Source organism: Xanthomonas fragariae (assembly GCF_017603965.1).
In the GTDB taxonomy this organism is placed as follows: Bacteria; Pseudomonadota; Gammaproteobacteria; order Xanthomonadales; family Xanthomonadaceae; genus Xanthomonas; species Xanthomonas fragariae_A.
This window is the reverse complement of the sequence record NZ_CP071955.1, coordinates 3,873,982-3,895,170: the sequence shown is the minus strand read 5'-3', so window position 1 is coordinate 3,895,170 and position 21,189 is coordinate 3,873,982. Positions and strand designations below refer to the sequence as shown.

Genomic DNA, 21,189 nt, shown 5'->3' with positions numbered 1-21,189 from the left:
GCCCAACCGGGCTGACGTACATGCAGTAGCGGTACTATGATCCGGTCTGCGGCTGCTTCCTCAGCGTCGATCCGGTCACTGCCTACAGCAGCGGCAACTGGCGTCAGTTCAATCGGTATGCGTATGCGTTTAATAATCCGTACAAGTTCACCGATCCGGATAGGCGGGACGTAGTCATTCCTTGGGGTCCCGTTGGCGAAATTGCTGCAAGACGCGCCACTCAAGCTGGAATAGCGTCACAATTGGATAGCCCTGTACCTGATCCAGGTGACCTAATTGGAGCGATCATTCTTGTCGGTGCGGTTGGCGAGATTGGTTACAAAATTTATCAAGCTGTAGAGGCCATTGAGAATGGAGAAAAAATTAGAATAAGAATGTAGGAGGATAATGCATGTTATTTACTTGGCGCTGCAGCACCTGCGCCGACCCCCACTCCCCTAGACAGAGCAAAGCCCGAGACGCGGCAACCTCTTGGGCTTCATCGGCATGTCCACCAAACTTGCAGGAGTGGTCGGATTGCAGACCTCAATTGTAGCGCCAACCCAGCTCGGTTCAAGTTGAAACGCTTATTATATTTTATAATATATAGTATAGTACAAAATACTACAACAACAACGGAGGCGTTTCATGGCTATTACCAAGGATCAAATCTGGAAAATCGCCGATCAGCTCGACGCCGATGGCGTCAAGCCGACTCTGAGTGCCGTTTGCAAGAAGTTGGCAGCGGTAGTTACACCACCATCCAGAACGCAATGACTGAGTGGAAGCACCGAAAGCTGCAGAAAACGCAGCCTGTCGTTGAACCTCTGCCCCCGGATGTTTTTGAAGCCGTCGGCGTGCTTGCTGCGGAGATTTGGACCGTTGCGCGAGCTGCGACCGAACGCGCTTTGGCGGGCGATCGGGAGAAGCTGGCCAAGGAATTCACGGCACTGCAGGAGCAGGCGCAGGAATTACTTGAAGCCGCCGATCAGTTGAACGAGGAAGCCGAGCTGTTGCGGCAACAGGTTGCCGAGGGCGACGCCGCGAAGGTCGAGAATTTTTCACGAATCCCTGCCTACCCTACATTGTCGCCAACAAAACGCCAAGCTATAGAGGCTTGGCGTTTTGTTGGCGACAGCTCTCTGTCATTTGGGAACGAAAACATCGCTGTTGGTCAGCATGTGGTCCCACGAATACTGGGAACCTGTCCGCACCAAGTGCCAGACTGTGGTGATGGTCGGCACGCCGCCAGACGCATCGCAGGTACCGGTCCAGGCAGTCATGCTGCCGTAGTTACCCCACTGCACCGAAAAAGTGATGGCGGGCAGTTTGCTCGATGCCGTCGACCCGGCAACCGGGTTGGCGAACCAGCCGACCAGCGGATACACCGAACCAGTGGTGCCGGAAGGCGAGATGTACGTGCCCGAGAGCTGCCCGGAGGTCTGTATGGCGGCGATCGTGAGTGTGGAACCCAGCTGGTTTTTCCATTCGCCTGCCGGGTTGTTGCAGGTTGGCGCGGCCTGGGCGAGCGAGACGCAACTTCCGAGCAGCGCAACGCAGGCAGCATATTGACGCATGGACATGGACATCATCATTTCTCCTCGTAATCAAGCCGATGAAAGGCGGCGGGTTCAAGCCAACGACTAGGTAACACAGACCGGGTCCGCGTTGCTGGGATGGGTGTCTCCATCCCTTACTCCTTGACGACAGTCCTGAAAAGAACCTGGACCGACTCAAGTCATCAAAGTGCAACACCTTTACCGCTGCAAGCGGCGTTTCCGTCAATGACCATTATCCTGCAGCCAATTCCAATCAATGGCTTGCAAGGCTTCTCTGATGAGGCTTATGTGAGCAATTCATTCTTCGAGGTGTTGCATGATTCTTGAGGCCGCCTCAGTTTGTAGGCATGCCACCTTACGCCGCCCCGCTTAAATGTTCGTACAGGATGACGCTGCCCACGATCACCAGAATCAAACCGCCGAGAATCTCGGCGCGTTTGCCGATCAGGTTGCCGAGCGCGCGGCCCAGCATCACGCCTGCGGTGACCATGCTGAAGGTGCACAGGCCGACCACCACCGCCACCACACCGATGTGCACATCGAGAAAGGCCAGACTCACGCCAACGGCCATCGCATCGATGCTGGTGGCAACGCCGGTCGTGGCCAGGGCCAGCAACCCGTGCCGTTTGGGCGTATCGGATGCTCTGTCCTGGCCATCGTCCGGTTCGTCGCGCAGCCCGGCCACAATCATGTGCGTGCCCAGCGCGCCGAGCAGCACGAAAGCGATCCAGTGGTCGTAGGCAACCAAATAGCTGGATGCGGCGCGCCCCAGCAACCAACCGATGACTGGCGTGATCGCCTCGATGCTGCCGAAGATCAAACCGGCACGCAGCGCATCGCGCCACTGCGGTTTGCGCATCGCTGCGCCCTTGCCGATCGCCGCGGCAAACGCGTCGGTGGACATCGCAAAACCGATCAACACAATGGAAAAAGGAGACATCGACACTCTCGGGTTGGGCACGGACACAACGACATGCGCCCGCGCCAACCGTCGTCGTGCACGCATGCCGCTGGTCTCGCCAAACCGAAATTGGTTGCCTGCACCACGGCGCAATGGCCGAGCATGTTGATGCAGGCGCTTTCGATAGACGAAAGCAGGCTACTCCCCAAGGGGCGCGCAGTGTACCAACGTCAATCCGTCACCGGTGCGTTTGCAACGCACGTGAAGGTCGGTCTGATCTTTATAGCATCGGCTATCGGTGCGCCCGTTTTACGCTCTTTTCGCCTGCAATAATGTGTCAATACTCGGCAGACGCGCCCTTGTAATCAGTGCGGCACTCCATGCTGGATCGCGCGGCGCTGCAACTAGAAGACCGCTCAGCAAACAACAACCGCCACGCGACTCAACCACCCAACGCGCGCGGCGGGTGATACATCAACCCGTCGGAAATTTCGGCTGTCGCTGCGCATAGCGCCTGCAATGCCGCATGCGGGTTGACCAGTTCCGGGCGACGTTCGATGAAGGGCACCGTCAACGTGTAGGTGGCACTGCCGTGCTGCAGGATCGGTGCGGTCAGGTCGACCACACCCACCACCGCCTCGCTGGCATGCATCGCATAGCCATCGTCACGGGTTTGCTGCGCGTCTTTCACGAATTGCGCGCGGTCGTAGACCGCCTCGCTGGCATCGAGCGTCTCCAGCCAACGCGCCTGCACGTCCGGGTGCTGAAACGCGAACAGCACCAGCCCCGAGGTGGAATGGGCCAGTGGGCGACGATGCCCAGGGCGCACCACCAGACCCAGATCGCTGGGCACGTCCATCTGCGCGATCACCACGATCTGGTCGCCCGACGGCGCCACCAGGTGGCAAGGCTGGCAGATCGCATCGGACAACCGCCGCATCACCGGCAACGCGGCCTCGGTGACGTTCTGCACCTGCGGCTGTTGCATGCCGAGCATGAACAGACGGTTGGTCAGCACATAGTCGCCTTCGCCATCGCGGGTGAGATAGCCGCGCTCCTCCAGCACCTGCAGCATGCGGAAGATCTCCCCGCGCGAGCGACCGATGCCCTGCGAGATCGCGCCCATGCTCATCGGCTGCGCCTGGCGGGCGAGCAGCTCGAGGATGTCCAGGCCCTTGTCCAGAGCAGGGGCGCGGTACTTGGCGGGTTCGGTGCTCATCCGTTTGTGGCTCCAGGCAAGGCTGCGGCGCGCCAGGGTACAGGCATCGCGGGCAGGGGTGAGGTGCGGCGCTTTCGTGCAAATATAAACAAAGATTTTATATTTGCATGGCACCGGTGCGCGCAGTACGCTCGCCGCACAGCAACGCAAGCGCCACAGCCTTGGGAGGGGATCGGTCGCATGCATCACAGTGAAATTGCCGCGTCACCGCGCGGTAACTTGGCGCGTACCGCCATGGTTCCCCTGTTATTGATCGTCAGCCTGTTCTTCTTGTGGGGCATGGCCAACAATCTCAACGACATTCTGATCAAGCAGTTCAAGAAGGCCTTCGAGCTGACCGACCTGCAGGCAGGATTGGTCCAGAGCGCTTTCTACCTTGGTTATTTCGTGTTCGCGATGCCGGCGGCGATGTTCATGCGTCGCTACAGCTACAAGGCGGCGGTGGTGCTGGGGCTGCTGCTGTACGCGTGCGGTGCATTCTTGTTCTATCCGGCCGTGCAGGTGCACACCTACTGGCTGTTTCTGCTGGGCTTGTTCGTGATCGCCAGTGGCCTGGCGTTCCTGGAAACCACCGCCAATCCGTTGGTGACCGTGCTCGGCCCGGCCGACGGCGCGGCACGGCGTTTGAACCTGGCGCAGGCGTTCAACCCGCTGGGGTCGATCACCGGCGTGCTGGTCGGCCAGCACTTCATCTTTTCCGGTGTGGAGCACACCCCAACCGAGCTGGCAGCCATGGAACCGGCGGCGCGCGCTGCGTTCTTCGCCACCGAATCGGCTGCGGTGCAGACGCCTTACCTGGTGATTGGTGGAGTAGTGGTGCTGTGGGCGATCCTGATCGCGCTGGTGCGCTTTCCCACCGGCGGCGCAGATATGGGGGAGGCCCCACCCAAGCACGCACGTTTCGGTGAGCTGCTGCGTAACCGCCTGTTCGTGTTTTCGGTGGTGGCGCAGTTCTTCTATGTGGGTGCGCAGGTGGGCATCTGGAGTTACCTGATCCGCTATCTGCAGGATGCAGTGCCCGGCACGCCGGAAAAAACCGCTGCCACCTACCTGACCATTTCGCTGGTGTTGTTCATGGCCGGGCGTTTCATCGGCACCGCGCTGTTGCGCTATCTGGCACCGGCTAGGTTGCTGGCGAGTTTTGCTTCGATCAATGTGGTCTTGTGCGCGGTGGCGATCGCGCTGCCGGGTTGGACCGGGCTGTATGCGTTGGTTGCCGCAAGCGTGTTCATGTCGGTGATGTTCCCGACCATCTTCGCGCTGGGCCTGGATGGCATGCATGACGACGCACGCAAGCTCGGCTCTTGCTTGCTGGTAATGTCGATCATCGGTGGTGCGTTGCTCACCGCGTTGATGGGCGCGGTATCGGACATGGCCGGCATCCATTGGGCGATTGCGGTGCCCGGCGCGTGCTTTGCGGTGATCTTGTCGTTCGCGTTGGGCGCGCCTCGCGCGGCGCCTGTGGTTGCAGGAGCGTGAGCATGCGGCGTCTGTGTTATGTGTTGGATCTGCACGACGATCCGCAGTTGATCGCCGAGTACGAGCGTTGGCATCAACCCACCGAGGTGTGGCCGGAGGTGGTGGCATCGTTGCGCAAGGCGGGGATCTTGGCGTTGGAGATCTTTCGCAGCGGCGATCGGTTGGTGATGTTGATGGAGGTTGGCGCCGGTTACGATCCTGCCGCCAAGGCAGCGCGGGACGCGAGTGATCCGCGGATTCAGGCGTGGGAAGACTTGATGTGGCGGTTTCAGAAGCCGTTGCCTGGGAGTGCGCCGGGGGAGAAGTGGCGGGAGGCTGAGCGGATTTTTGCGTTGAGTGAGGCGGTGGCGGTGCAGGATGGCGCTGCCGACTAGATGGGTCGGCAGGCCGGGTGGCTATGCGTAGCACGGGATTGGCTGTTGAGACGTCGTTTGGTTGGTAGGCGCAGACGGGTCATTATCTGATGGCGACCCAAGCTGGATAACGCGGCATGGTGGCTGCACGGCTGTTTGTACGATGCGTCATCGGCCAGCGATCTGGATCGTGGGCGCTGCGTGCGGAGGCGGCTTCAGTGGCAATGCGTCAACAAAGCCCATCGACGCTGGAGCCGCCTCTCCAAATTCTGCGCTTCAAGGCTGTGCGATGCGTTCGATTACACCTTCGACGCTGCCAGATCTTCGACCCAGAAATGGCCGTCCGGGTAGCTGAATTCTGCAATGGAGGCAGGGTGCATTTCGGCGGAGAAGCCGGCTGCTTGCGGGGCCATGTAGCGACCGTGCTGGATGCGGACGGGGTCGAGGAAATGGTGGTGCAAGTGGTCGACGAATTCGATGGCGCGGTCTTCCATCCTGCCAGTGATGGCGACGAAGTCGGCCATGGCCAAGTGCTGTACCAGTTCGCACAGGCCGACACCGCCAGCGTGCGGGAACACGCGGACATTGAACTTGGCGGCAAGCAGCAGGATGGCGAGGTTTTCGTTGACGCCGCCGACGCGTGCGGCGTCGATCTGGATCAGGTCCACCGCACCTGCTTGCAGCAGCTGCTTGAACACCACGCGATTCTGGGTGTGCTCGCCGGTGGACACCGGCACCGGGGCGATGCCCTGGCGGATGGCGGCGTGGCCGAGGACATCGTCCGGGCTGGTGGGTTCTTCGATCCAGGCGATGTCGAATTCGGCCAGCCGACGCATCCAGTCGATCGCCGGGCCCACGTCCCAGCGCTGATTGGCATCCACCGCCATCGCGATGTCCGGGCCGATCGCTGCGCGCGCCAGGCGGCAGCGGCGGATGTCGTCCTGCACGTTGGCGCCGACCTTGAGCTTGATGGTGCGGAAGCCGTCGGCCACCGCTTCCTTGGCCAGACGCACCAGTTTCTCGTCGGAATAGCCGAGCCAGCCGGGAGAAGTGGTATAGGCGGGGTAGCCCCGTTCGATCAGCGTGGCGATGCGTTGCGCACGCTGCGGTTGTGCATCGCGCAGGATGGTCAGCGCTTGGTCGCGGGTGAGCGCGTCGGTGAGGTAGCGCAAGTCGATGGTGTCGACCAGCTGTTCCGGGCTGAGTTCGGCGATGTAGCGCCACAGCGGTTTTTTCGCAGCGCGTGCGGCCAGATCCCAGGCGGCGTTGATCGCCGCGCCGATGGCCATGTGCATCACGCCCTTTTCCGGGCCGAGCCAGCGTAGTTGCGAGTCGTTGGTAAGGCGGCGCGCGAAGGCACCCAGATCGGCGATGACGTCTTCCACGCGCAGGCCGACCACGTGTTCGGCCAGTGCCGCTACTGCGGCGGTCTGCACATCGTTGCCGCGGCCGATGGTGAACACCAGGCCGTAACCGGCCAGGTCATCCGGCGCATCGGTGCGCAGCACGACATAGGCGGCGGAGTAATCCGGGTCCGGATTCATCGCATCCGACCCATCGAGCTCGCGCGAGGTGGGGAAGCGGACGTCGTGGGTCTCGAGGGCGATGATGGTGCTCATGAAAGTCCTGGGCGATAGAAACGATAAAGGAGGGATTGAAAGCACCTCTCCTGCGGGGAGCGCGCTTCAGGTCACATCGCGCGGATGCGCCACCACTGGCTGGCGCTGACGACCCAGGCCTTCGATCTCCAGTTCCATCACATCGCCCGGCTTGAGGTAGACCGGCGGCTTCTGGCCCAGGCCGACGCCCGGCGGGGTACCGGTGCTGATCACGTCGCCCGGCATCAGCGTCATGTAGCGGCTGATGTGGCTGACCAGTTCGGCCACGCCGAACACCATCGTGCGGGTGTTGCCGTTCTGATAGCGGTGGCCGTTGACCTCCAGCCACATCGACAGGCGCTGCGGATCCGGCACCTCATCGCGGGTGACCAGCCACGGGCCGATCGGGCCGAAGGTATCGGCGCTCTTGCCCTTGACCCACTGGCCGCCGTGTTCGAGCTGGAATTGGCGCTCGGACAAATCGTTGATCACTGCGTAGCCGGCCACATGCGCCAACGCGTCGTCCACCGAGACATCGCGCGCGATATCGCCGATCACCACACCCAGTTCCACTTCCCAATCGCTCTTGACCGAGCCGCGCGGGATGATCACGGTGTCGTTGGGTCCGGTCACCGCAGTGGTGGCCTTCATGAAAAGGATCGGCATCTTGGGCACTTCCATGCCCGATTCGGCGGCGTGGTCGGCGTAATTCAAACCGACGCAAATGAACTTGCCGATCTGCCCGATCGCAGCGCCATAACGCACATCGCCTTCGATCAGCGGCAGCGTGTAGACATCCAGTGCGCGCAGTTTGTCCAGGCCGGTGTTGGTGATGTGCTGGCCGGCCACATCGTCGATCACGCCGCTCAAATCGCGGATGCGGCCTTCGCTATCGATCACGCCGGGACGTTCCTGGCCGTGGGCGCCAACGCGTACGAGTTTCATGGGGTTTTCCTTTGCAGGTGAGGAATTGGAGCGGCTGGCAAACGTAGCGCGCGTGCATCAGGTGGGTGTGGACGGCGCACGCAGAATCGAAGCGTAAGAGCGGTCCATGCCGCACCGCACCGGCCACGCCCATCTTGCGGTGAGCGTCATCGTTTTTCTGTCGCTCTCAGTTGGACCAGCCGCCATCGATGATGTGGGTCTGACCAGTGGTGAACGATGACTCGTCCGAAGCCAGGTACACCACCAGCTGCGCGATTTCGCGCGCCTCGCCCAGGCGGCCCATCGGCTGGCGGTCGGTGAAGTTCTTCCACACCGCTTGTTCGTCGCCACCCAGCGCCTGGACCCGCTGACCCAGCGACGGTGTCTTGATGGTGCCCGGACAGATCGCGTTGCAGCGCACGCCCTGGGCCACGTAATCGGCGGCGATGGCCTTGCTCAAGCCGATCACTGCGGCCTTGGTGACGCCATAGACGAAGCGGTTCGGCACGCCCTTGATGCTGGAGGCGACCGAGGACATGTTGATGATGCTGCCGTGTCCGCGTTCGAGCATGCCCGGCAGCACCGCCTTGCAGGTGTAGTACATCGCATCGACGTTGATCGAGAACGAGCGGCGCCACGCCGGTTCGTCGCAGTCGAGAATGCTGCCTTGGTGCACGAAGCCGGCGCAGTTGAACAACACATCGAACGGGTCGTGCGCAGCGATGAGCGTGGCAATCGCGGAGGCGTCGGTAACGTCGAGCAGCTGCGTGGCGATCGCATCCGATTCGGCGGCCAGCGCCTGCAATGCAGCGGCGTCGATATCAGTGGCGATCACCTGCGCACCGGCGCGTGCGCAGGCCAGCGCGCTTTCGCGGCCGATGCCGGCGCCGGCGGCGGTGATCAGGCAGCGCTTGCCGCGCAAGCGGTCGTTGGGAGTGGTAGAGATCGAGACAGTCATACCGAAGAGGTTCCGTGGGTAGGGGCCGCCGGTCGTGGCAGACGATAGAACGTACGTGCGTTGTCGCCGAACACCGCTTTGGCATGGCCGTCGGCGTGTTTGGCGACCAGGTGCTGTGCGATGTCGAGCCACTGCGCGTAATCGGCGCGTTGGGTCAGCACCGGCCAGTCGCTGCCCCACAGCACACGCTGCGGGCCCAAGCGCGCAAACAGATGCGCGACATACGGCTCCAGCGCCTCCACGCCGGCGCCGCGCGCTGCTTCGGTGAGCAGGCCCGACAGCTTGCAATGGACGTTGGGATGCTGCGCCAGCGCCGCCATACCGGCCGCCCAGGCGACGAATTCGCCCGCGGCGATCTGCGGTTTGCCGCAGTGATCGACAACCACCCGCAAGCCCGGATGACGCTTCAAACGCATTTGCAATGCAGGCACATGCACGCTGCGGATCAAGGCGTCGAAGGCCAGATCGTGCGCGAGCAGTGCGTCGAATGCGGGGTCCAATTCGGGCTGGGCCAGCCATTGCACATCGGCGATATCCTGCACCATCGGGCGCAGACCTTTGAGCGAACCACCGCCGGCCTGCACCAGCGCACCGATGCGCGCGGGGGCATCGGGCGCGGCGAAATCCACCCAACCAACCACCCCGGCAATGCGCGCATCGGCGCGTGCCAGCTCGAACAGGTAACAGGTCTCGGCCTCGGTCGCGGCGGCTTGCACCACTACGACGCTATCGACATCGGCCGCGTCCAATGCATCGCCGATGTCATCGGGCCCGAAGTCGCGATACAGCGGCGCCAGCTCGGGCGTCAGCCAGCCGTAATCGCCCCGGGCCAGCTGCCAGAAATGCAGGTGCGCGTCGACGCGGCTCATGGCGTGGGCAGGTCCGCACCGAGCAGGCCGTCATCGCGCAGGCGCTGCCACAGTTCGGGTGGAATCGGTGCGTGCAGGCGCGTGGCGGCCGATTGCACCTCGGCCACGGTACGCATGCCGGCCACCACCGTGGTCACTGCCGGATGCGCGAGCGGGAACTGCAACGCCGCCGCACCGATATCCACATCGAACGCCGCGCAGGCTGCGTACAGACGCTGCGCGTACTGCAAGGTGGCCCCGTCGACCGGCGCGTAGTTGTAGGTCGCGCCAGGGCCGCGTGCATCGCTGAGCAGGCCCGAACTGTAAGGGCCTGCCGACAGGATCGCCACGTTACGTTGCTGGGCCTGGTCGAGCAGCGCGCCCGCACCGTGCTGTTCCAGCAGCGTGTAGCGGCCGGCCAGCATCACGCAGTCGAGCGGAAACCGCGGCAGCACCTCCAGCGCCACGTCCTGCTCGTTGATGCCCAGCCCGATCGCCCCGCAGGCACCGGCCGCCTTCAGCTCCGCCATTGCCGGCAAAGCCTCCTCCAAGGCCTGGCGCAGCACTTGGGCGTGGTTGTCGCCGTGGGTGAGCGCACCGATGTCGTGCAACAGCAGCACATCGATATAGTCGGTACCCAGACGCTTCAGGCTGGCGGCGAACGCGCGCCGCACGCCGTCGGCGCTGTAGTCGAACGCGGCGCGGCGGCCCGCCACCGCAAAGCCGTCGTGCCCCGGGGCTGCCTGCACATCGTCGTAGAGGCAGCGGCCGACCTTGGTCGACAACGTGTAGGACTCGCGCGGCACACCGGCCAGACCACGGCCCAGGCGCGTCTCGCTGAGCCCATAGCCGTAGTAAGGCGCGGTATCGAAATGGCCGATGCCGGCCTCGAACGCGCCAGCTACGGCGTCCAGCGCCTGGCCCTCGTCGACTTCCGTATACAGATTGCCGATCGGCGCTGCGCCAAAGCCCAAGGCCGGGAGTTGCACGTTGGTGGTGCCCAGACGCTGCCGCGCAATGTTCACGCACAGCGCTCCGCCGGGGTTACGGTCGTGTGGCTTACGTGTGCGGAATTGGGAAAGCAGGAGCAGGGCATCGCGACGTCCACCAGCCGGCAGGTGCCCGGCTGTTCGCATATGAATATGGCAATCATAAGTGAACATATCACGCTGCAGTGCAGCATGGGCGGGTACCTGGGCGGCGACATGAGCGGCCGATCGCTACTGGCTACATGGTTCGCCAGCAGCGTTTGAGATACCCGGACGTCGTGCTGCGGCCTTCCCCCGACCTGCTCGACCGGACGCCGATCGGCCCTGCGTTGCGCAAGCAGTTGAGCACGATCTGTGCGCTGGATCTGTGCAAGCAAGGCGATCGCTACTGCATCTGTATCCCGGCCAATCCGGATGACCGCAGCTGGTCGATCCTGATGATCTGGGCCGATCCGAGTATGGGCCGCACCCCGCCTGGTGGTGAGCGCAGTCGTGCGTTTGTCGCTTTCAGTCTTCTTCGGGCGGCGGCAGTACGATGCCGTCGGCATCGATGGCGAGCTTGCCGGCCATCAGCACCGCCTGGGTGCGGTTGGTGACGCCGAGCTTGCGCAGGATCGCAGTGACATGCGCCTTGATGGTGGCTTCGGACACACCCAGATCGTAGGCGATCTGCTTGTTGAGACGCCCGGCGCCGAGCATCTGCAACACGCGGAATTGTTGCGGTGTGAGATCGCGCAGGCGCTGGCCCACTTCGCGTTCTTCGCTGTCGGTGGGCGGCAGGTTCTGCGCCTCGGCCGGGATCCAGCGCTCGCCATCGAGCACCGTGGCCAAGGCGCGGCCAATAGTGTCCGAATCGGCGGATTTGGGAATGAACCCGAATGCGCCATGGTCGATCGCACGCCGCATCACCGTAGGCTCTTCGCGCGCCGACACCACCACCACCGGCAACTGCGGATGCAACGAACGCATGTGCACCAACGCGCTGAATCCCTGCGCGCCCGGCATATTGAGATCCATCAATAATAGATCGGCATCCGGTTGCGCATCGGCCAAGGTGTACAACGCATCCACCGTGTCGGCCTCGAACAGCTGCACCCCCGGCATCACGCGCTGCACCGCCCCACGCAAAGCTTCACGGAACAAGGGATGGTCGTCGGCGATCAGCAGGGTGGGCATTTGGGGGGCCGGGATTTGGGATTGAGAATTTGCACGAACATGGGATTTGGGAGCCGGCATTTGCAAAGGCACGGGACTTGGAGATTCGCGCGTTGAGGTTCGCCAAAGCAGGGACAAAAATGTCATCGGCCTCAAAGTTGCCAGCCGACAATGCAGATGAAAGAGCGGCATGATCAAACGATTGGAAACCTGCTTTTGCCAATGCCAACTCCCCAAACCCGGCTCTTCAGCGCGTCAGTCGTTCTCTCACCAGCGAGTCCACCACCGAAGGATCGGCCAGGGTCGAGGTGTCGCCCAGTTGATCCGGGGCGTTCTCGGCGATCTTGCGCAGAATGCGGCGCATGATCTTGCCCGAGCGGGTCTTGGGTAGGCCCGGAGCCCACTGCAGGCGATCGGGCGAGGCGATCGGGCCGATCTCCTTGCGCACCCAGCTCACCAATTCCTTGTGCAGTTCCTCGCTTGGGGTCTGGCCAGCGATCAGGGTTACGTAGGCGTAGATACCCTGGCCCTTGACGTCATGCGGGAAGCCGACCACTGCCGCTTCGGCGACCTTCGGGTGGGAGACCAGTGCGCTTTCCACTTCGGCGGTACCGATGCGGTGGCCGGACACGTTGATCACATCGTCCACGCGGCCGGTGATCCAGTAATAGCCATCGGCATCGCGGCGGCAGCCGTCGCCGGTGAAGTAGCTGCCCGGATAGGTGCGAAAGTAGGTGTCGATGAAACGCTGATGGTCGCCGTAGACGCTACGCATCTGGCCCGGCCACGAATCCAGCAGCACCAGATTGCCTTCGGTGGCGCCTTCCAGAATCTTGCCCTCGGCATCGACCAGGGCCGGTTGCACGCCGAAGAACGGTAGCGTTGCCGAGCCGGGTTTGAGATCGACTGCGCCAGCCAGCGGCGAGATCAGGATGCCGCCGGTTTCGGTCTGCCACCAGGTGTCCACGATCGGGCAACGGCTGTCGCCGACCACTTCGTAATACCAGCGCCAGGCTTCCGGATTGATCGGCTCGCCGACGCTGCCGAGCAGGCGCAGACTCTTGCGCGAGGTTTTCTTGACCGGCGCTTGGCCATCGCGCATCAGCGCACGGATCGCAGTGGGCGCGGTGTAGAACAAGCTGACCTGGTGCTTGTCGATCACCTCCCAGAAGCGCGACACATTCGGGTAGTTCGGCACGCCTTCGAACATCACCGCGGTGGCGCCGTTGGCGAGCGGGCCGTAGACGATGTAGCTGTGGCCGGTGACCCAGCCCACATCGGCGGTGCACCAATAGATGTCGTCCTCGCGCAGGTCGAACACCACTTCATGCGTGTAGCTAGCAAACAACAGATAGCCGGCAGTGGTGTGCAGCACGCCCTTGGGCTTGCCGGTGGAACCGGAGGTGTAGAGGATGAACAACGGGTCTTCCGCGTTCATGCGCTCGGGTTCGCACTCGGCCGGCTGGCCGTCGACCACATTATGGAACCAGCGATCGCGCGGCGCCTGCATGTCCACCGCACCACCGGTGTGACGCACCACCAGCACTGTTTCCACCGTGTTGGTGGCGGGATTTTTCAGTGCCGCATCGACGTTGGCCTTGAGCGGAATCTTCTTGCCTCCACGCAGACCTTCGTCGGCGGTGATGATCAGCTTGCTCTGGCAATCGATCACGCGATCGGCAATCGAATTGGCGGCAAAGCCACCGAATACCACCGAGTGCACTGCACCGATGCGTGCGCAGGCGAGCATGGCCACGGCCGCATCGACGATCATCGGCAGATAGATAGTGACCCGGTCGCCTTTCTTGACGCCAAGGTTGCGCAGCGCATTGCCGAGCTTGCAGACGCGCTCGTACAACTGGCGATAGGTGACCGGGTACGACGCGGCATCCGGGCTGTCGGGTTCGAACAACAACGCGGTCTTGTCGCCGCGGGTGGCCAGCTGGCGATCCAGGCAATTGACACTGGCATTGAGTTCGCCATCGTCGAACCAGCGGATATGGAAGTCGTCCAGCGCGAAGCTGACATCCTTCACGTGGGTGGGCTGCTTGAACCATTCCAGCCGCTGCGCGGCCTTGCCCCAGAACTGCTCGGGGTGTTGGATCGACTCGCGGTACAGCGTTGCGTACTGCTCGCGCGTGACGCGCGCATCGGCGGCGAACGCGGGATCGACGGGATAAACATCAGCCATGGCACCCTCACTTGCGATGAACTTGTCGGGAGAGGGCGTTGTTGCTGTCCTCGTTAGACGATCAGTGTGCCGCATCCATTCTGTCCCGGCAGTCAACGGCCTCTTAGACCATGGTCGTAACCAATGCAGCGGGGTTGCGCACATACGACCAAAGGCGAATAGGCGCCGAAGCGCGGACTGCCTCACGCTCGGTACTGCATCGCCATCGAGCGCGAGGCCTTCATTGGGGAGAGGGTTTCATGAAACACCGTACTGCACCGATGGTGCGCCATTGGTCGGCGGCTGCCTTATGTGCGGCCACCATCCTGCCGGGCGTGGGGTTGGCGCAAACGCCCAGGGAAAAGGCGCTGGGAGCACGCATTGCCGAGCTTGAGCGTCAGGTCCACTTGCTGGTGTCTGCGCAGCAGCATCGGATGTGGAACTCGATGTGGACGGCAACATCACCACCATCACCACCATCACCACCGTGGCCGGCTGGGTGGCCTGGCGCCACGATTACAACGCCAGGCTGCGCAGCACGATCATGTATTCGCGGCTGAATTACGACCACGCGTTGTCCAACACCGGCGCGTTGGCGAGCGCGTCTCAACAGAGCCTGTGCACCAACATCTTCTATTCGCCGCTGCCCAAGGTGGATGTGGGTGCAGAGCTGATGTATGGGCGTCGCGAAGCCGAAAATGGCGGCAGCGGCGATATCTCGCGCCTGCAATTCACTACCAAGTACAGCTTCTAGTTTTCTGCCACTGGCGTCGCGTTCCATTCCGGTTGGGCAGGCATCGCCACCGTCGTTTTATCAGCGCTCTATCAGGAGATAGACCATGACCGTCTCGAATGACGCATTGATCGCCAAGATCGATGCCAATCCGAAGTACCACGCGCTCAAGCGCCAGCGTAATGCGCTGGGCTGGACACTCACCGTGCTGATGTTGCTGGCCTATTTCGGCTACATCGGCCTGATCGCCTTCGACAAGGCGTTTCTTGCCACACCAATCGGCGATGGGGTGACATCGATCGGTATCCCGATCGCCATCGGGGTAATGGTGTTCACCATCGTCATCACCGCCATTTACGTGCGTCGCGCCAACAATACCTACGACCAGCTGACCGCGCAGATTCTGGAGGAAGCCGGCAAATGAGCAAGTATTCGCGTCTTCTCCTGATTCTGGCCGGGCTGCTGCCGGTCGGCATCGCGCTGGCAGCCGGCGGTGACATTGGTCAGGTCGACAAGCAGCCCACCAATTGGGTGGCGATCGGCATGTTCGGCTTCTTCGTGCTGGGCACCTTGTGGATCACCAAATGGGCGGCCAAGAACACCCGCTCGGTTTCGGACTTCTACACCGCCGGCGGCGGCATCACCGGTTTCCAGAACGGCCTGGCGATCGCCGGCGACTACATGTCGGCGGCCTCGTTCCTGGGCATTACCGCAGCGGTGATGACCAACGGCTACGACGGCCTGATCTATGCGATCGGTTTTCTGGTGGGTTGGCCGATCCTGACCTTCCTGATGGCCGAACGGTTGCGCAACCTCGGCAAGTACACCTTCGCCGACGTGGCCGGTTATCGTTTCGCACCGACGGCGATCCGCAGCTTTGCCGCGTCCGGCACGCTGGTGGTGGTGCTGTTCTATTTGATCGCACAGCTGGTCGGCGCCGGTGCGTTGATCAAGCTGCTGTTCGGTCTGGATTACTGGATCGCAGTGACGCTGGTCGGCCTGTTGATGATGGTCTACGTGCTGTTCGGCGGCATGACCGCAACCACCTGGGTGCAGATCATCAAGGCAGTGCTGCTGTTGACCGGCGTGACTTTCATGGCTGTGGCGATCATGTGGCACTTCAACTTCAGCTTCGAGGCGTTGTTTGCCGAGGGCGTGCGGGTGAAGACCGCGATTGCGGCCAACGGTGGTGCATCGCCGCAGGACGCAGCAAAAGCGGGCCTGTCGATCATGGGGCCGGGCGGCTTCGTCAAAGACCCGATCTCGGCGATCTCGTTCGGTATGGCGCTGATGTTCGGCACCGCCGGCCTGCCGCACATCCTGATGCGCTTCTTCACCGTTCCCGATGCCAAGCAGGCGCGTAAGTCGGTGTTGTGGGCCACTACCTGGATCGGCTACTTCTACATCCTGATCTTCATCATCGGCTTCGGTGCGATCGCGCTGGTGCTGACCAACCCGCAGTACGCCGATGTCGCCACCGGCACCATCCACGGCGGCAAGGGTGCTGCCAACATGGCGGCGGTGCTGGTCGGCAACGCAGTGGGCGGCAACGTGTTCATGGGCTTCATCTCCGCAGTGGCCTTCGCCACCATCCTGGCAGTGGTCGCAGGCCTGACCCTGTCCGGTGCCTCGGCGGTGTCGCATGACCTGTATGCCACGGTGATCAAGAAGGGCAATCCGGCACCCGGTTCGGAGCTCAAGGTCTCGCGTCTCACCACCCTGGTGTTGGGCGTGATCGCGGTGCTGCTGGGTATCGTGTTCGAGAAGCAGAACGTGGCCTTCATGGTGTCGCTGGCGTTCGCCATCGCCGCCTCGGCCAACTTCCCGGTGCTGATCCTGTCCCTGTTGTGGAAGAACTGCACCACCCGCGGTGCGGTGATCGGCGGCTTCCTGGGCCTGGTCTCCTCGCTGCTGCTCACCGTGCTGTCGCCGTCGGTGTGGGTAGACACGCTGGGGAATGCAGCCGGCTCGGCGCCGTTCCCATACACCTCGCCGGCGCTGTTCTCGGTCACCATTGGCTTTGTCGGTATCTGGCTATTCTCGATCCTGGATCGCAGCCCGCAGGCGGCCAACGAACGTGCCGCATTCAAGGCGCAGCAGATCCGTGCCGAAACCGGCTTAGGGGCCACCGGTCCGTCGGGTCACTGACGCACCGACTCATCTTGTTGTGATCGCACAACCCCGGACCAGTGCCGGCGTTGTGCGTTTTGGACAACATCAGATTCCAGGCCGCTTCGCCACCGTGCCGGCCGCAGGCCAGGGCGTCACCGCCGAAGGACTGTCGATCGAAGGCGGCCGCATCGATTTGGCCGTCATCACCTGGATGGCGGCGGCTCCAGAACCCGGGCCGCGTGTGTGGACGGCCGCATACGTGCCCTCAACCGCCCGACCCACACCGGCTCCCTGGACGCGACGCCCGGTTGCCAACCAGCTCGGCGTGCGCCTCGCACCGCAGCCCTAAGGGCCAAGCGAACGGCGGGGTACCATTGGCGGTTTGAACCACGGTCCGCGCCATGAAGATTGCCTCCTGGAACGTCAACTCGCTCAACGTGCGCCTACCGCACCTGCAACAGTGGCTAGGCACGTTCGCACCCGACGTGGTCGGCATTCAGGAAACCAAGCTGGAAGACCACAAATTTCCAGATGCGGCGCTTGCGGCGTTGGGCTATCGCAGCGTGTTTTGCGGGCAGAAGACCTACAACGGCGTGGCGATCCTGTCGCGCTTGCCGGCGCTGGACGTGCAGATGGGTATCCCCGGTTTCGATGACGTGCAGCAGCGGGTCATCGCTGCCACTGTCGATGGCGTGCGCATCGTCAACCTATACGTGGTCAACGGCCAGAACGTGGGCACGGACAAATACGCCTACAAGCTGCGCTGGCTCGCCGCGGTGCACGATTGGCTGGCGCAGGAACTGCAAACATACCCGCAACTGGTCGTGCTGGGTGACTTCAACATCGCCCCGGATGTGCGCGATGTGCACGATGCGGCGGTGTGGGACGAGCACCACATCCTTACATCCACTGCCGAGCGCGCCGCGCTGCAGAAGTTGCTCGCGCTGGGCCTGCATGATGCGTTTCGTTTGCACCACGACGAGGCCGAGCAGTTCAGCTGGTGGGATTACCGCCAGGCCGGGTTCCGCCGCAATCTCGGTCTGCGTATCGATCTGACCCTGGTGTCGGACGCCTTGCGCGCACGCGTAGTGGAATCGGGCATCGATCGCGAGCCACGCACCTGGGAGCGCCCCAGCGATCACGCACCGGCATGGGTGCAGCTTGCGGCAGCGGAGGCCGGCGGATGAGCGAGCGCACGTTGCGGCGGAGTACCCATAAGGTGGGCGAGGTCACGCTTGGGCCGGTGCATCGGCTGAGTTGCCACTGCGGCGCGGTGCGGATCGAACTCGACTTGCCGCACGGTCTGCTCGATCCACGTCGCTGCGATTGCTCGATGTGTCGCCGTCGCGGCGCCATTGTCGCCTCGGTCACGCTGGACGGTCTGCATCTGTTGCAAGGCGAAGACGTGCTGCGGCTGTATCAGTTCAACACGCATGCGGCTGCGCATTATTTCTGCGGCGTATGCGGTATCTATACGTATCACCGTCGCCGCTCTACTCCCAACGAATACGGCTACAACGTTGTTTGTCTGGAAGGCGTCAATCCGTATGCTTTGAACATCACGGCGCCTGTGGAAGATGGTGTCCATCACCCGGCTGATCGCATCCCGGTCGATGGCTGAAACGAAAACGCCCAGGCAAGCCCGGGCGTTGGGTAAATCAACGTGCGCTTTTGATTAACGCGCGCGGCCACGGGTCAACAGATTGACGATCGCCAGCAGGATCACCGCGCCGATTAACGACCACACGAACGTCATCAACGTGACGCCTTGATTGATGCTGTTACCGGACAAAAACCCGGCGATCATGGCGCCGACAATACCGACCACCACATTGAGGATGATGCCCTGCTGTGCATCGCGACGCATGATGATGCTGGCCAGCCAACCCACGATGCCGCCGACGATCAACCAGATGATGATGCCCATGTTGCCGATCTCCTTGTTCGAATGCACCGGAAGTAGTGCATCGGCGCCATTGGACGCAGCCCCGCGTGAAGCAGCTGTCGAGCGCGGTGAACAAGCTCGCCCATCGTTCGGCTTTGTGCACAACACGTGACAGCGCAGGCGAGTTGGCAGCACGGCCCGGTACAGCTATGGCTGCGCCCGCATCGGCACGGCGAACGCGGCGAGCCGCAGGCGCGGCAATTGCTCGGTCAGGCGTTAGGTATCGACCCCGCGCAGGTGCCATTGCAGCGCGACGCACGTGGTCGTCCATCTCTGCAACGGGCTCTGCCTGAGCGGGACACCGGCTGGAGCCACAGCGGCGACTACTTGCTGGTCGGGCTGGGCGAAGGCGTGCGGTTGGGTGTGGACCTGGAATGCATCCGCCCCCGCCTGCGTCTGCTGGAGATCGCGCAACGTTTCTTCCATCCCGATGAAATCGCACTGCTGGCCGTGCTTGAGCCTGACGCGCAACAAGCGCTGTTTTTTCGTCTGTGGTGCGCCAAGGAAGCCTTGCTCAAGGCCTACGGGCATGGCCTGTCGTTTGGTCTGCATCGGCTTGCGTATGCATTGAGAGCCGACGGCGCGCTGCAATTGCAGTGGTGCGATCCCGCAATCGGCCAGGCCACGCACTGGCATTTGCACGAGTGGTGGGCAGCACCGGGCTACCGTGCGGCGTTGGCGTTTTATCCGGTGGCGGCCGGCTAATGGCGGCGATCACGCGTGCCACGCAATCACAAGGCGGGCGCGGCCACTGCATGGGAGGTGGCGACGCACGGCGTCCAATGCATCCCTGCGCAAACCACGCAGGGATGTCGGCACGTCTCGACTACGCGGCAGAATCGGCTGACGAGATTGCGCCACGCCGTGCAGATCGCGCAAGGTCACGGTCGGCACGCCACTCGCGCCATCGATCTGCACTTCGCCGAAGAACTGGTAATCGGCTAACGGCCAGGTGTTCGGCGCAGGTGTGGGGCCTTTTGAAACACCATGGTCGGCCCGAAGGGCGTCCGCGCCCGGTTGCGGCTACAGGATGTCGTGATCGCGCGGCAACGCGCCCAGATCCACATCCGCGTGAAGTCATGTGCCGGCACCGCCATCTGCCATCCACGCGCCCCCCTGACGCAGGCTCGGGCGCATCTCACATTCCACCCGCGCGCACCGGGCGATCGCAACGGCTCCACAGCAGCGCGCTCGGCCCTTCAGTACATCGCCGCTGTGCACCCCGTCGGTGACGATCGCTCGCCCGGACGGCGCGGCCAGCGTGCGACCGGACCAGGCGGCAGTGGTCGGCACCCAGACCTTGCAAGAGGCGGCGGCGGGACGGATCGGAAGCGGCGATCATGCGATGTCCTTCAGGCAGCTGCGGCAGCATGCAGCTGGAGAGCCGCCTTCTTGCCGCAGCGTGTCCGTGGCAGGTGCCTGATCCGGTCGTGCGCCGCGCTGCCGACCGCTGCCGCTAGCTGCGATAATCGCGGCATGAACGATGTCGTGCTTCCCCCCGATGTAGCCGCCGCACTTGCGCACGGCTTGCAGGCCCAATTGCTGGATGCGGACGTTGCCGTGCCGTTGTTGCGCTATCTGACGCTGCTGGTGCGTTGGAACAAGACCTACAACCTCACCGCCGTGCGAGACCCGCGCGAGATGGTCACCCGCCATCTGCTCGATTCGTTGGCCATGCAGCCGTACATCGCCAGCGGCACGCTCGCCGATCTGGGCACTGGTCCCGGCCTGCCGGGCATCCCGTTAGCGATCGCCCGCCCGCAGTTGCAGGTAACCCTGGTGGAAAGCAACGGCAAGAAGGCGCGTTTCATGCGCGAGGCGCTGCGGCACTTGGCCCTGGGCAATGCACGCGTGGCCGAGTCGCGCGCCGAGGCGCTGGACGAACCGGCCGCCTACGACCACCTCACCGCGCGGGCGTTGGACACGCTAGCCGGCATCATCGCCGTCGGTGGGCACCTGTTGCGCCCCGGCGGCAGCCTGCTGGCGATGAAGGGCATTTACCCGCACGACGAGATCGCCGCACTTCCTGCAGGCTGGAGCCTTCGCGAGGTGCATCCGCTGCAGGTGCCCGGCCTCGATGGAGAACGGCATCTGGTGGTGGTGCGCAAGGCCTGACCCGCAGCATGGTGGGTCGCGCGGTTTGATTGCGCTCACTGCACCCGCTCTCCCGCCTGCAAGATGAAGACGGATGCGCCGGGCACTTTCGCGCCAGAACAGGGCAGGCCGACGAAGCTAGCGACACCACCGGCGACAACATGCTTGATCGC

21 protein-coding genes, 5 pseudogenes and 1 riboswitch are annotated in these 21,189 nt (G+C 63.0%); of the genes and pseudogenes, 13 read left to right on the top strand and 13 right to left on the bottom strand.

Annotated elements, in window-relative coordinates; genetic code table 11:
* Window positions 1-83 precede the first annotated feature (83 nt).
* The 3 genes and pseudogenes from J5I97_RS20435 to J5I97_RS20215 form a co-directional block, all read left to right on the top strand.
* A pseudogene (locus J5I97_RS20435) lies at window positions 84-380 on the top strand (hypothetical protein); the annotation flags it as partial.
* A gap of 247 nt (window positions 381-627) precedes the next feature.
* The gene (locus J5I97_RS20220) at window positions 628-756 is read left to right on the top strand and encodes a DNA-binding protein (RefSeq protein ID WP_238135585.1); all 129 of its coding nucleotides are present in this window, start codon (window positions 628-630) and stop codon (window positions 754-756) included.
* Window positions 753-923, top strand: a pseudogene (locus J5I97_RS20215) (DNA-binding protein); the annotation flags it as partial. The gene J5I97_RS20220 and the pseudogene J5I97_RS20215, both read left to right, overlap by 4 nt.
* Before the next feature lie 201 nt (window positions 924-1,124).
* Here the strand turns inward: J5I97_RS20215 and J5I97_RS18575 are convergent.
* The 3 genes from J5I97_RS18575 to J5I97_RS18565 form a co-directional block, all read right to left on the bottom strand.
* Entirely contained in the window at window positions 1,125-1,571 is a 447-nt protein-coding gene (locus J5I97_RS18575; protein WP_208591823.1) for an avidin/streptavidin family protein, read from the bottom strand.
* A gap of 322 nt (window positions 1,572-1,893) precedes the next feature.
* Window positions 1,894-2,478, bottom strand: a complete 585-nt coding sequence (locus tag J5I97_RS18570; protein ID WP_208588100.1) for a manganese efflux pump MntP family protein — start codon at window positions 2,476-2,478, stop codon at window positions 1,894-1,896.
* Between the two features lie 12 nt (window positions 2,479-2,490).
* Window positions 2,491-2,652: riboswitch (yybP-ykoY riboswitch) on the bottom strand.
* A 229-nt stretch (window positions 2,653-2,881) separates the two neighbouring features.
* Window positions 2,882-3,658, bottom strand: a complete 777-nt coding sequence (locus J5I97_RS18565) for an IclR family transcriptional regulator (protein WP_208588098.1) — start codon at window positions 3,656-3,658, stop codon at window positions 2,882-2,884.
* Window positions 3,659-3,838: 180 nt separating this feature from the next.
* Between J5I97_RS18565 and fucP the strand changes: the two genes are divergently transcribed.
* Window positions 3,839-5,137 (top strand): L-fucose:H+ symporter permease, encoded by a 1,299-nt coding sequence (fucP, locus tag J5I97_RS18560; RefSeq protein WP_208588096.1) that lies wholly within the window; start codon window positions 3,839-3,841, stop codon window positions 5,135-5,137.
* 2 nt (window positions 5,138-5,139) lie between these two features.
* Window positions 5,140-5,511 carry an L-fucose mutarotase gene (locus J5I97_RS18555; RefSeq protein WP_208591822.1) on the top strand — a complete coding sequence of 124 codons (372 nt, stop codon included), beginning with the start codon at window positions 5,140-5,142 and terminating at the stop codon, window positions 5,509-5,511.
* Between the two features lie 278 nt (window positions 5,512-5,789).
* On the opposite strand, the gene J5I97_RS18550 is transcribed toward J5I97_RS18555, so the two are convergent.
* From J5I97_RS18550 to acs, 7 genes are all read right to left on the bottom strand, one after another.
* Window positions 5,790-7,109, bottom strand: coding sequence for an L-fuconate dehydratase (locus tag J5I97_RS18550; RefSeq protein WP_208588094.1), 1,320 nt, complete (start codon window positions 7,107-7,109; stop codon window positions 5,790-5,792).
* A 66-nt stretch (window positions 7,110-7,175) separates the two neighbouring features.
* Entirely contained in the window at window positions 7,176-8,033 is an 858-nt protein-coding gene (locus tag J5I97_RS18545; RefSeq protein WP_208588092.1) for a fumarylacetoacetate hydrolase family protein, read from the bottom strand.
* A gap of 166 nt (window positions 8,034-8,199) precedes the next feature.
* On the bottom strand, window positions 8,200-8,970 hold the full coding sequence (locus J5I97_RS18540) for an SDR family oxidoreductase (RefSeq protein WP_208588090.1): 771 nt from the start codon (window positions 8,968-8,970) through the stop codon (window positions 8,200-8,202).
* Window positions 8,967-9,839, bottom strand: coding sequence for an amidohydrolase family protein (locus J5I97_RS18535; RefSeq protein ID WP_208588088.1), 873 nt, complete (start codon window positions 9,837-9,839; stop codon window positions 8,967-8,969). Before J5I97_RS18535 ends, J5I97_RS18540 begins: the two co-directional genes overlap by 4 nt.
* A complete protein-coding gene (locus J5I97_RS18530; RefSeq protein ID WP_345776686.1) occupies window positions 9,836-10,843 on the bottom strand; it encodes an aldo/keto reductase in 1,008 nt (335 codons plus the stop codon). Before J5I97_RS18530 ends, J5I97_RS18535 begins: the two co-directional genes overlap by 4 nt.
* A 471-nt stretch (window positions 10,844-11,314) precedes the next feature.
* On the bottom strand, window positions 11,315-11,983 hold the full coding sequence (locus tag J5I97_RS18525) for a response regulator transcription factor (RefSeq protein WP_002809417.1): 669 nt from the start codon (window positions 11,981-11,983) through the stop codon (window positions 11,315-11,317).
* A 226-nt stretch (window positions 11,984-12,209) separates the two neighbouring features.
* A complete protein-coding gene (gene acs, locus J5I97_RS18520) occupies window positions 12,210-14,153 on the bottom strand; it encodes an acetate--CoA ligase (protein ID WP_208588086.1) in 1,944 nt (647 codons plus the stop codon).
* Window positions 14,154-14,562: 409 nt separating this feature from the next.
* Between acs and J5I97_RS18515 the strand changes: the two are divergent.
* The 6 genes and pseudogenes from J5I97_RS18515 to J5I97_RS18490 all read left to right on the top strand — a co-directional run.
* Window positions 14,563-14,886, top strand: a pseudogene (locus J5I97_RS18515) (DcaP family trimeric outer membrane transporter); the annotation flags it as partial.
* An 85-nt stretch (window positions 14,887-14,971) separates the two neighbouring features.
* Window positions 14,972-15,289: a DUF485 domain-containing protein gene (locus tag J5I97_RS18510; protein WP_208588084.1), complete on the top strand. Its 318-nt coding sequence runs from the start codon at window positions 14,972-14,974 to the stop codon at window positions 15,287-15,289.
* Window positions 15,286-17,013, top strand: a complete 1,728-nt coding sequence (locus J5I97_RS18505; protein ID WP_208588083.1) for a cation acetate symporter — start codon at window positions 15,286-15,288, stop codon at window positions 17,011-17,013. Before J5I97_RS18510 ends, J5I97_RS18505 begins: the two co-directional genes overlap by 4 nt.
* 19 nt (window positions 17,014-17,032) lie before the next feature.
* Window positions 17,033-17,326: a hypothetical protein gene (locus J5I97_RS20205; protein ID WP_238135583.1), complete on the top strand. Its 294-nt coding sequence runs from the start codon at window positions 17,033-17,035 to the stop codon at window positions 17,324-17,326.
* 52 nt (window positions 17,327-17,378) lie between these two features.
* Window positions 17,379-18,164 (top strand): exodeoxyribonuclease III, encoded by a 786-nt coding sequence (gene xth, locus J5I97_RS18495; protein ID WP_208588081.1) that lies wholly within the window; start codon window positions 17,379-17,381, stop codon window positions 18,162-18,164.
* Entirely contained in the window at window positions 18,161-18,598 is a 438-nt protein-coding gene (locus tag J5I97_RS18490) for a GFA family protein (protein WP_208588080.1), read from the top strand. The genes xth and J5I97_RS18490 overlap by 4 nt, the downstream gene beginning before the upstream one ends.
* A 54-nt stretch (window positions 18,599-18,652) precedes the next feature.
* On the opposite strand, the gene J5I97_RS18485 is transcribed toward J5I97_RS18490, so the two are convergent.
* Window positions 18,653-18,904, bottom strand: coding sequence for a GlsB/YeaQ/YmgE family stress response membrane protein (locus J5I97_RS18485; RefSeq protein ID WP_208588079.1), 252 nt, complete (start codon window positions 18,902-18,904; stop codon window positions 18,653-18,655).
* Window positions 18,905-19,030: 126 nt separating this feature from the next.
* Between J5I97_RS18485 and J5I97_RS18480 the strand changes: the two genes are divergently transcribed.
* On the top strand, window positions 19,031-19,627 hold the full coding sequence (locus tag J5I97_RS18480) for a 4'-phosphopantetheinyl transferase family protein (RefSeq protein ID WP_208588078.1): 597 nt from the start codon (window positions 19,031-19,033) through the stop codon (window positions 19,625-19,627).
* A 114-nt stretch (window positions 19,628-19,741) separates the two neighbouring features.
* Here the strand turns inward: J5I97_RS18480 and J5I97_RS20710 are convergent.
* Together J5I97_RS20710 and J5I97_RS18475 are read right to left on the bottom strand one after the other, a co-directional pair.
* Window positions 19,742-19,926: pseudogene (locus J5I97_RS20710) on the bottom strand (alkaline phosphatase D family protein); the annotation flags it as partial.
* A gap of 25 nt (window positions 19,927-19,951) precedes the next feature.
* A pseudogene (locus J5I97_RS18475) lies at window positions 19,952-20,261 on the bottom strand (PhoD-like phosphatase N-terminal domain-containing protein); the annotation flags it as partial.
* A 137-nt stretch (window positions 20,262-20,398) separates the two neighbouring features.
* On the opposite strand from J5I97_RS18475, the gene rsmG reads away from it, so the two are divergent.
* Entirely contained in the window at window positions 20,399-21,037 is a 639-nt protein-coding gene (gene rsmG, locus J5I97_RS18470) for a 16S rRNA (guanine(527)-N(7))-methyltransferase RsmG (protein WP_208588077.1), read from the top strand.
* Window positions 21,038-21,189 lie beyond the last annotated feature (152 nt).

Coding starts and splice junctions, on each gene's coding strand:
- J5I97_RS20220 (WP_238135585.1), top strand. CDS start 628: ATGGCTATTACCAAGGATCAAATCTGGAAAATCGCCGATCAGCTCGAC.
- J5I97_RS18575 (WP_208591823.1), bottom strand. CDS start 1,571: ATGATGTCCATGTCCATGCGTCAATATGCTGCCTGCGTTGCGCTGCTC.
- J5I97_RS18570 (WP_208588100.1), bottom strand. CDS start 2,478: ATGTCTCCTTTTTCCATTGTGTTGATCGGTTTTGCGATGTCCACCGAC.
- J5I97_RS18565 (WP_208588098.1), bottom strand. CDS start 3,658: ATGAGCACCGAACCCGCCAAGTACCGCGCCCCTGCTCTGGACAAGGGC.
- fucP (WP_208588096.1), top strand. CDS start 3,839: ATGCATCACAGTGAAATTGCCGCGTCACCGCGCGGTAACTTGGCGCGT.
- J5I97_RS18555 (WP_208591822.1), top strand. CDS start 5,140: ATGCGGCGTCTGTGTTATGTGTTGGATCTGCACGACGATCCGCAGTTG.
- J5I97_RS18550 (WP_208588094.1), bottom strand. CDS start 7,109: ATGAGCACCATCATCGCCCTCGAGACCCACGACGTCCGCTTCCCCACC.
- J5I97_RS18545 (WP_208588092.1), bottom strand. CDS start 8,033: ATGAAACTCGTACGCGTTGGCGCCCACGGCCAGGAACGTCCCGGCGTG.
- J5I97_RS18540 (WP_208588090.1), bottom strand. CDS start 8,970: ATGACTGTCTCGATCTCTACCACTCCCAACGACCGCTTGCGCGGCAAG.
- J5I97_RS18535 (WP_208588088.1), bottom strand. CDS start 9,839: ATGAGCCGCGTCGACGCGCACCTGCATTTCTGGCAGCTGGCCCGGGGC.
- J5I97_RS18525 (WP_002809417.1), bottom strand. CDS start 11,983: ATGCCCACCCTGCTGATCGCCGACGACCATCCCTTGTTCCGTGAAGCT.
- acs (WP_208588086.1), bottom strand. CDS start 14,153: ATGGCTGATGTTTATCCCGTCGATCCCGCGTTCGCCGCCGATGCGCGC.
- J5I97_RS18510 (WP_208588084.1), top strand. CDS start 14,972: ATGACCGTCTCGAATGACGCATTGATCGCCAAGATCGATGCCAATCCG.
- J5I97_RS18505 (WP_208588083.1), top strand. CDS start 15,286: ATGAGCAAGTATTCGCGTCTTCTCCTGATTCTGGCCGGGCTGCTGCCG.
- xth (WP_208588081.1), top strand. CDS start 17,379: ATGAAGATTGCCTCCTGGAACGTCAACTCGCTCAACGTGCGCCTACCG.
- J5I97_RS18490 (WP_208588080.1), top strand. CDS start 18,161: ATGAGCGAGCGCACGTTGCGGCGGAGTACCCATAAGGTGGGCGAGGTC.
- J5I97_RS18485 (WP_208588079.1), bottom strand. CDS start 18,904: ATGGGCATCATCATCTGGTTGATCGTCGGCGGCATCGTGGGTTGGCTG.
- rsmG (WP_208588077.1), top strand. CDS start 20,399: ATGAACGATGTCGTGCTTCCCCCCGATGTAGCCGCCGCACTTGCGCAC.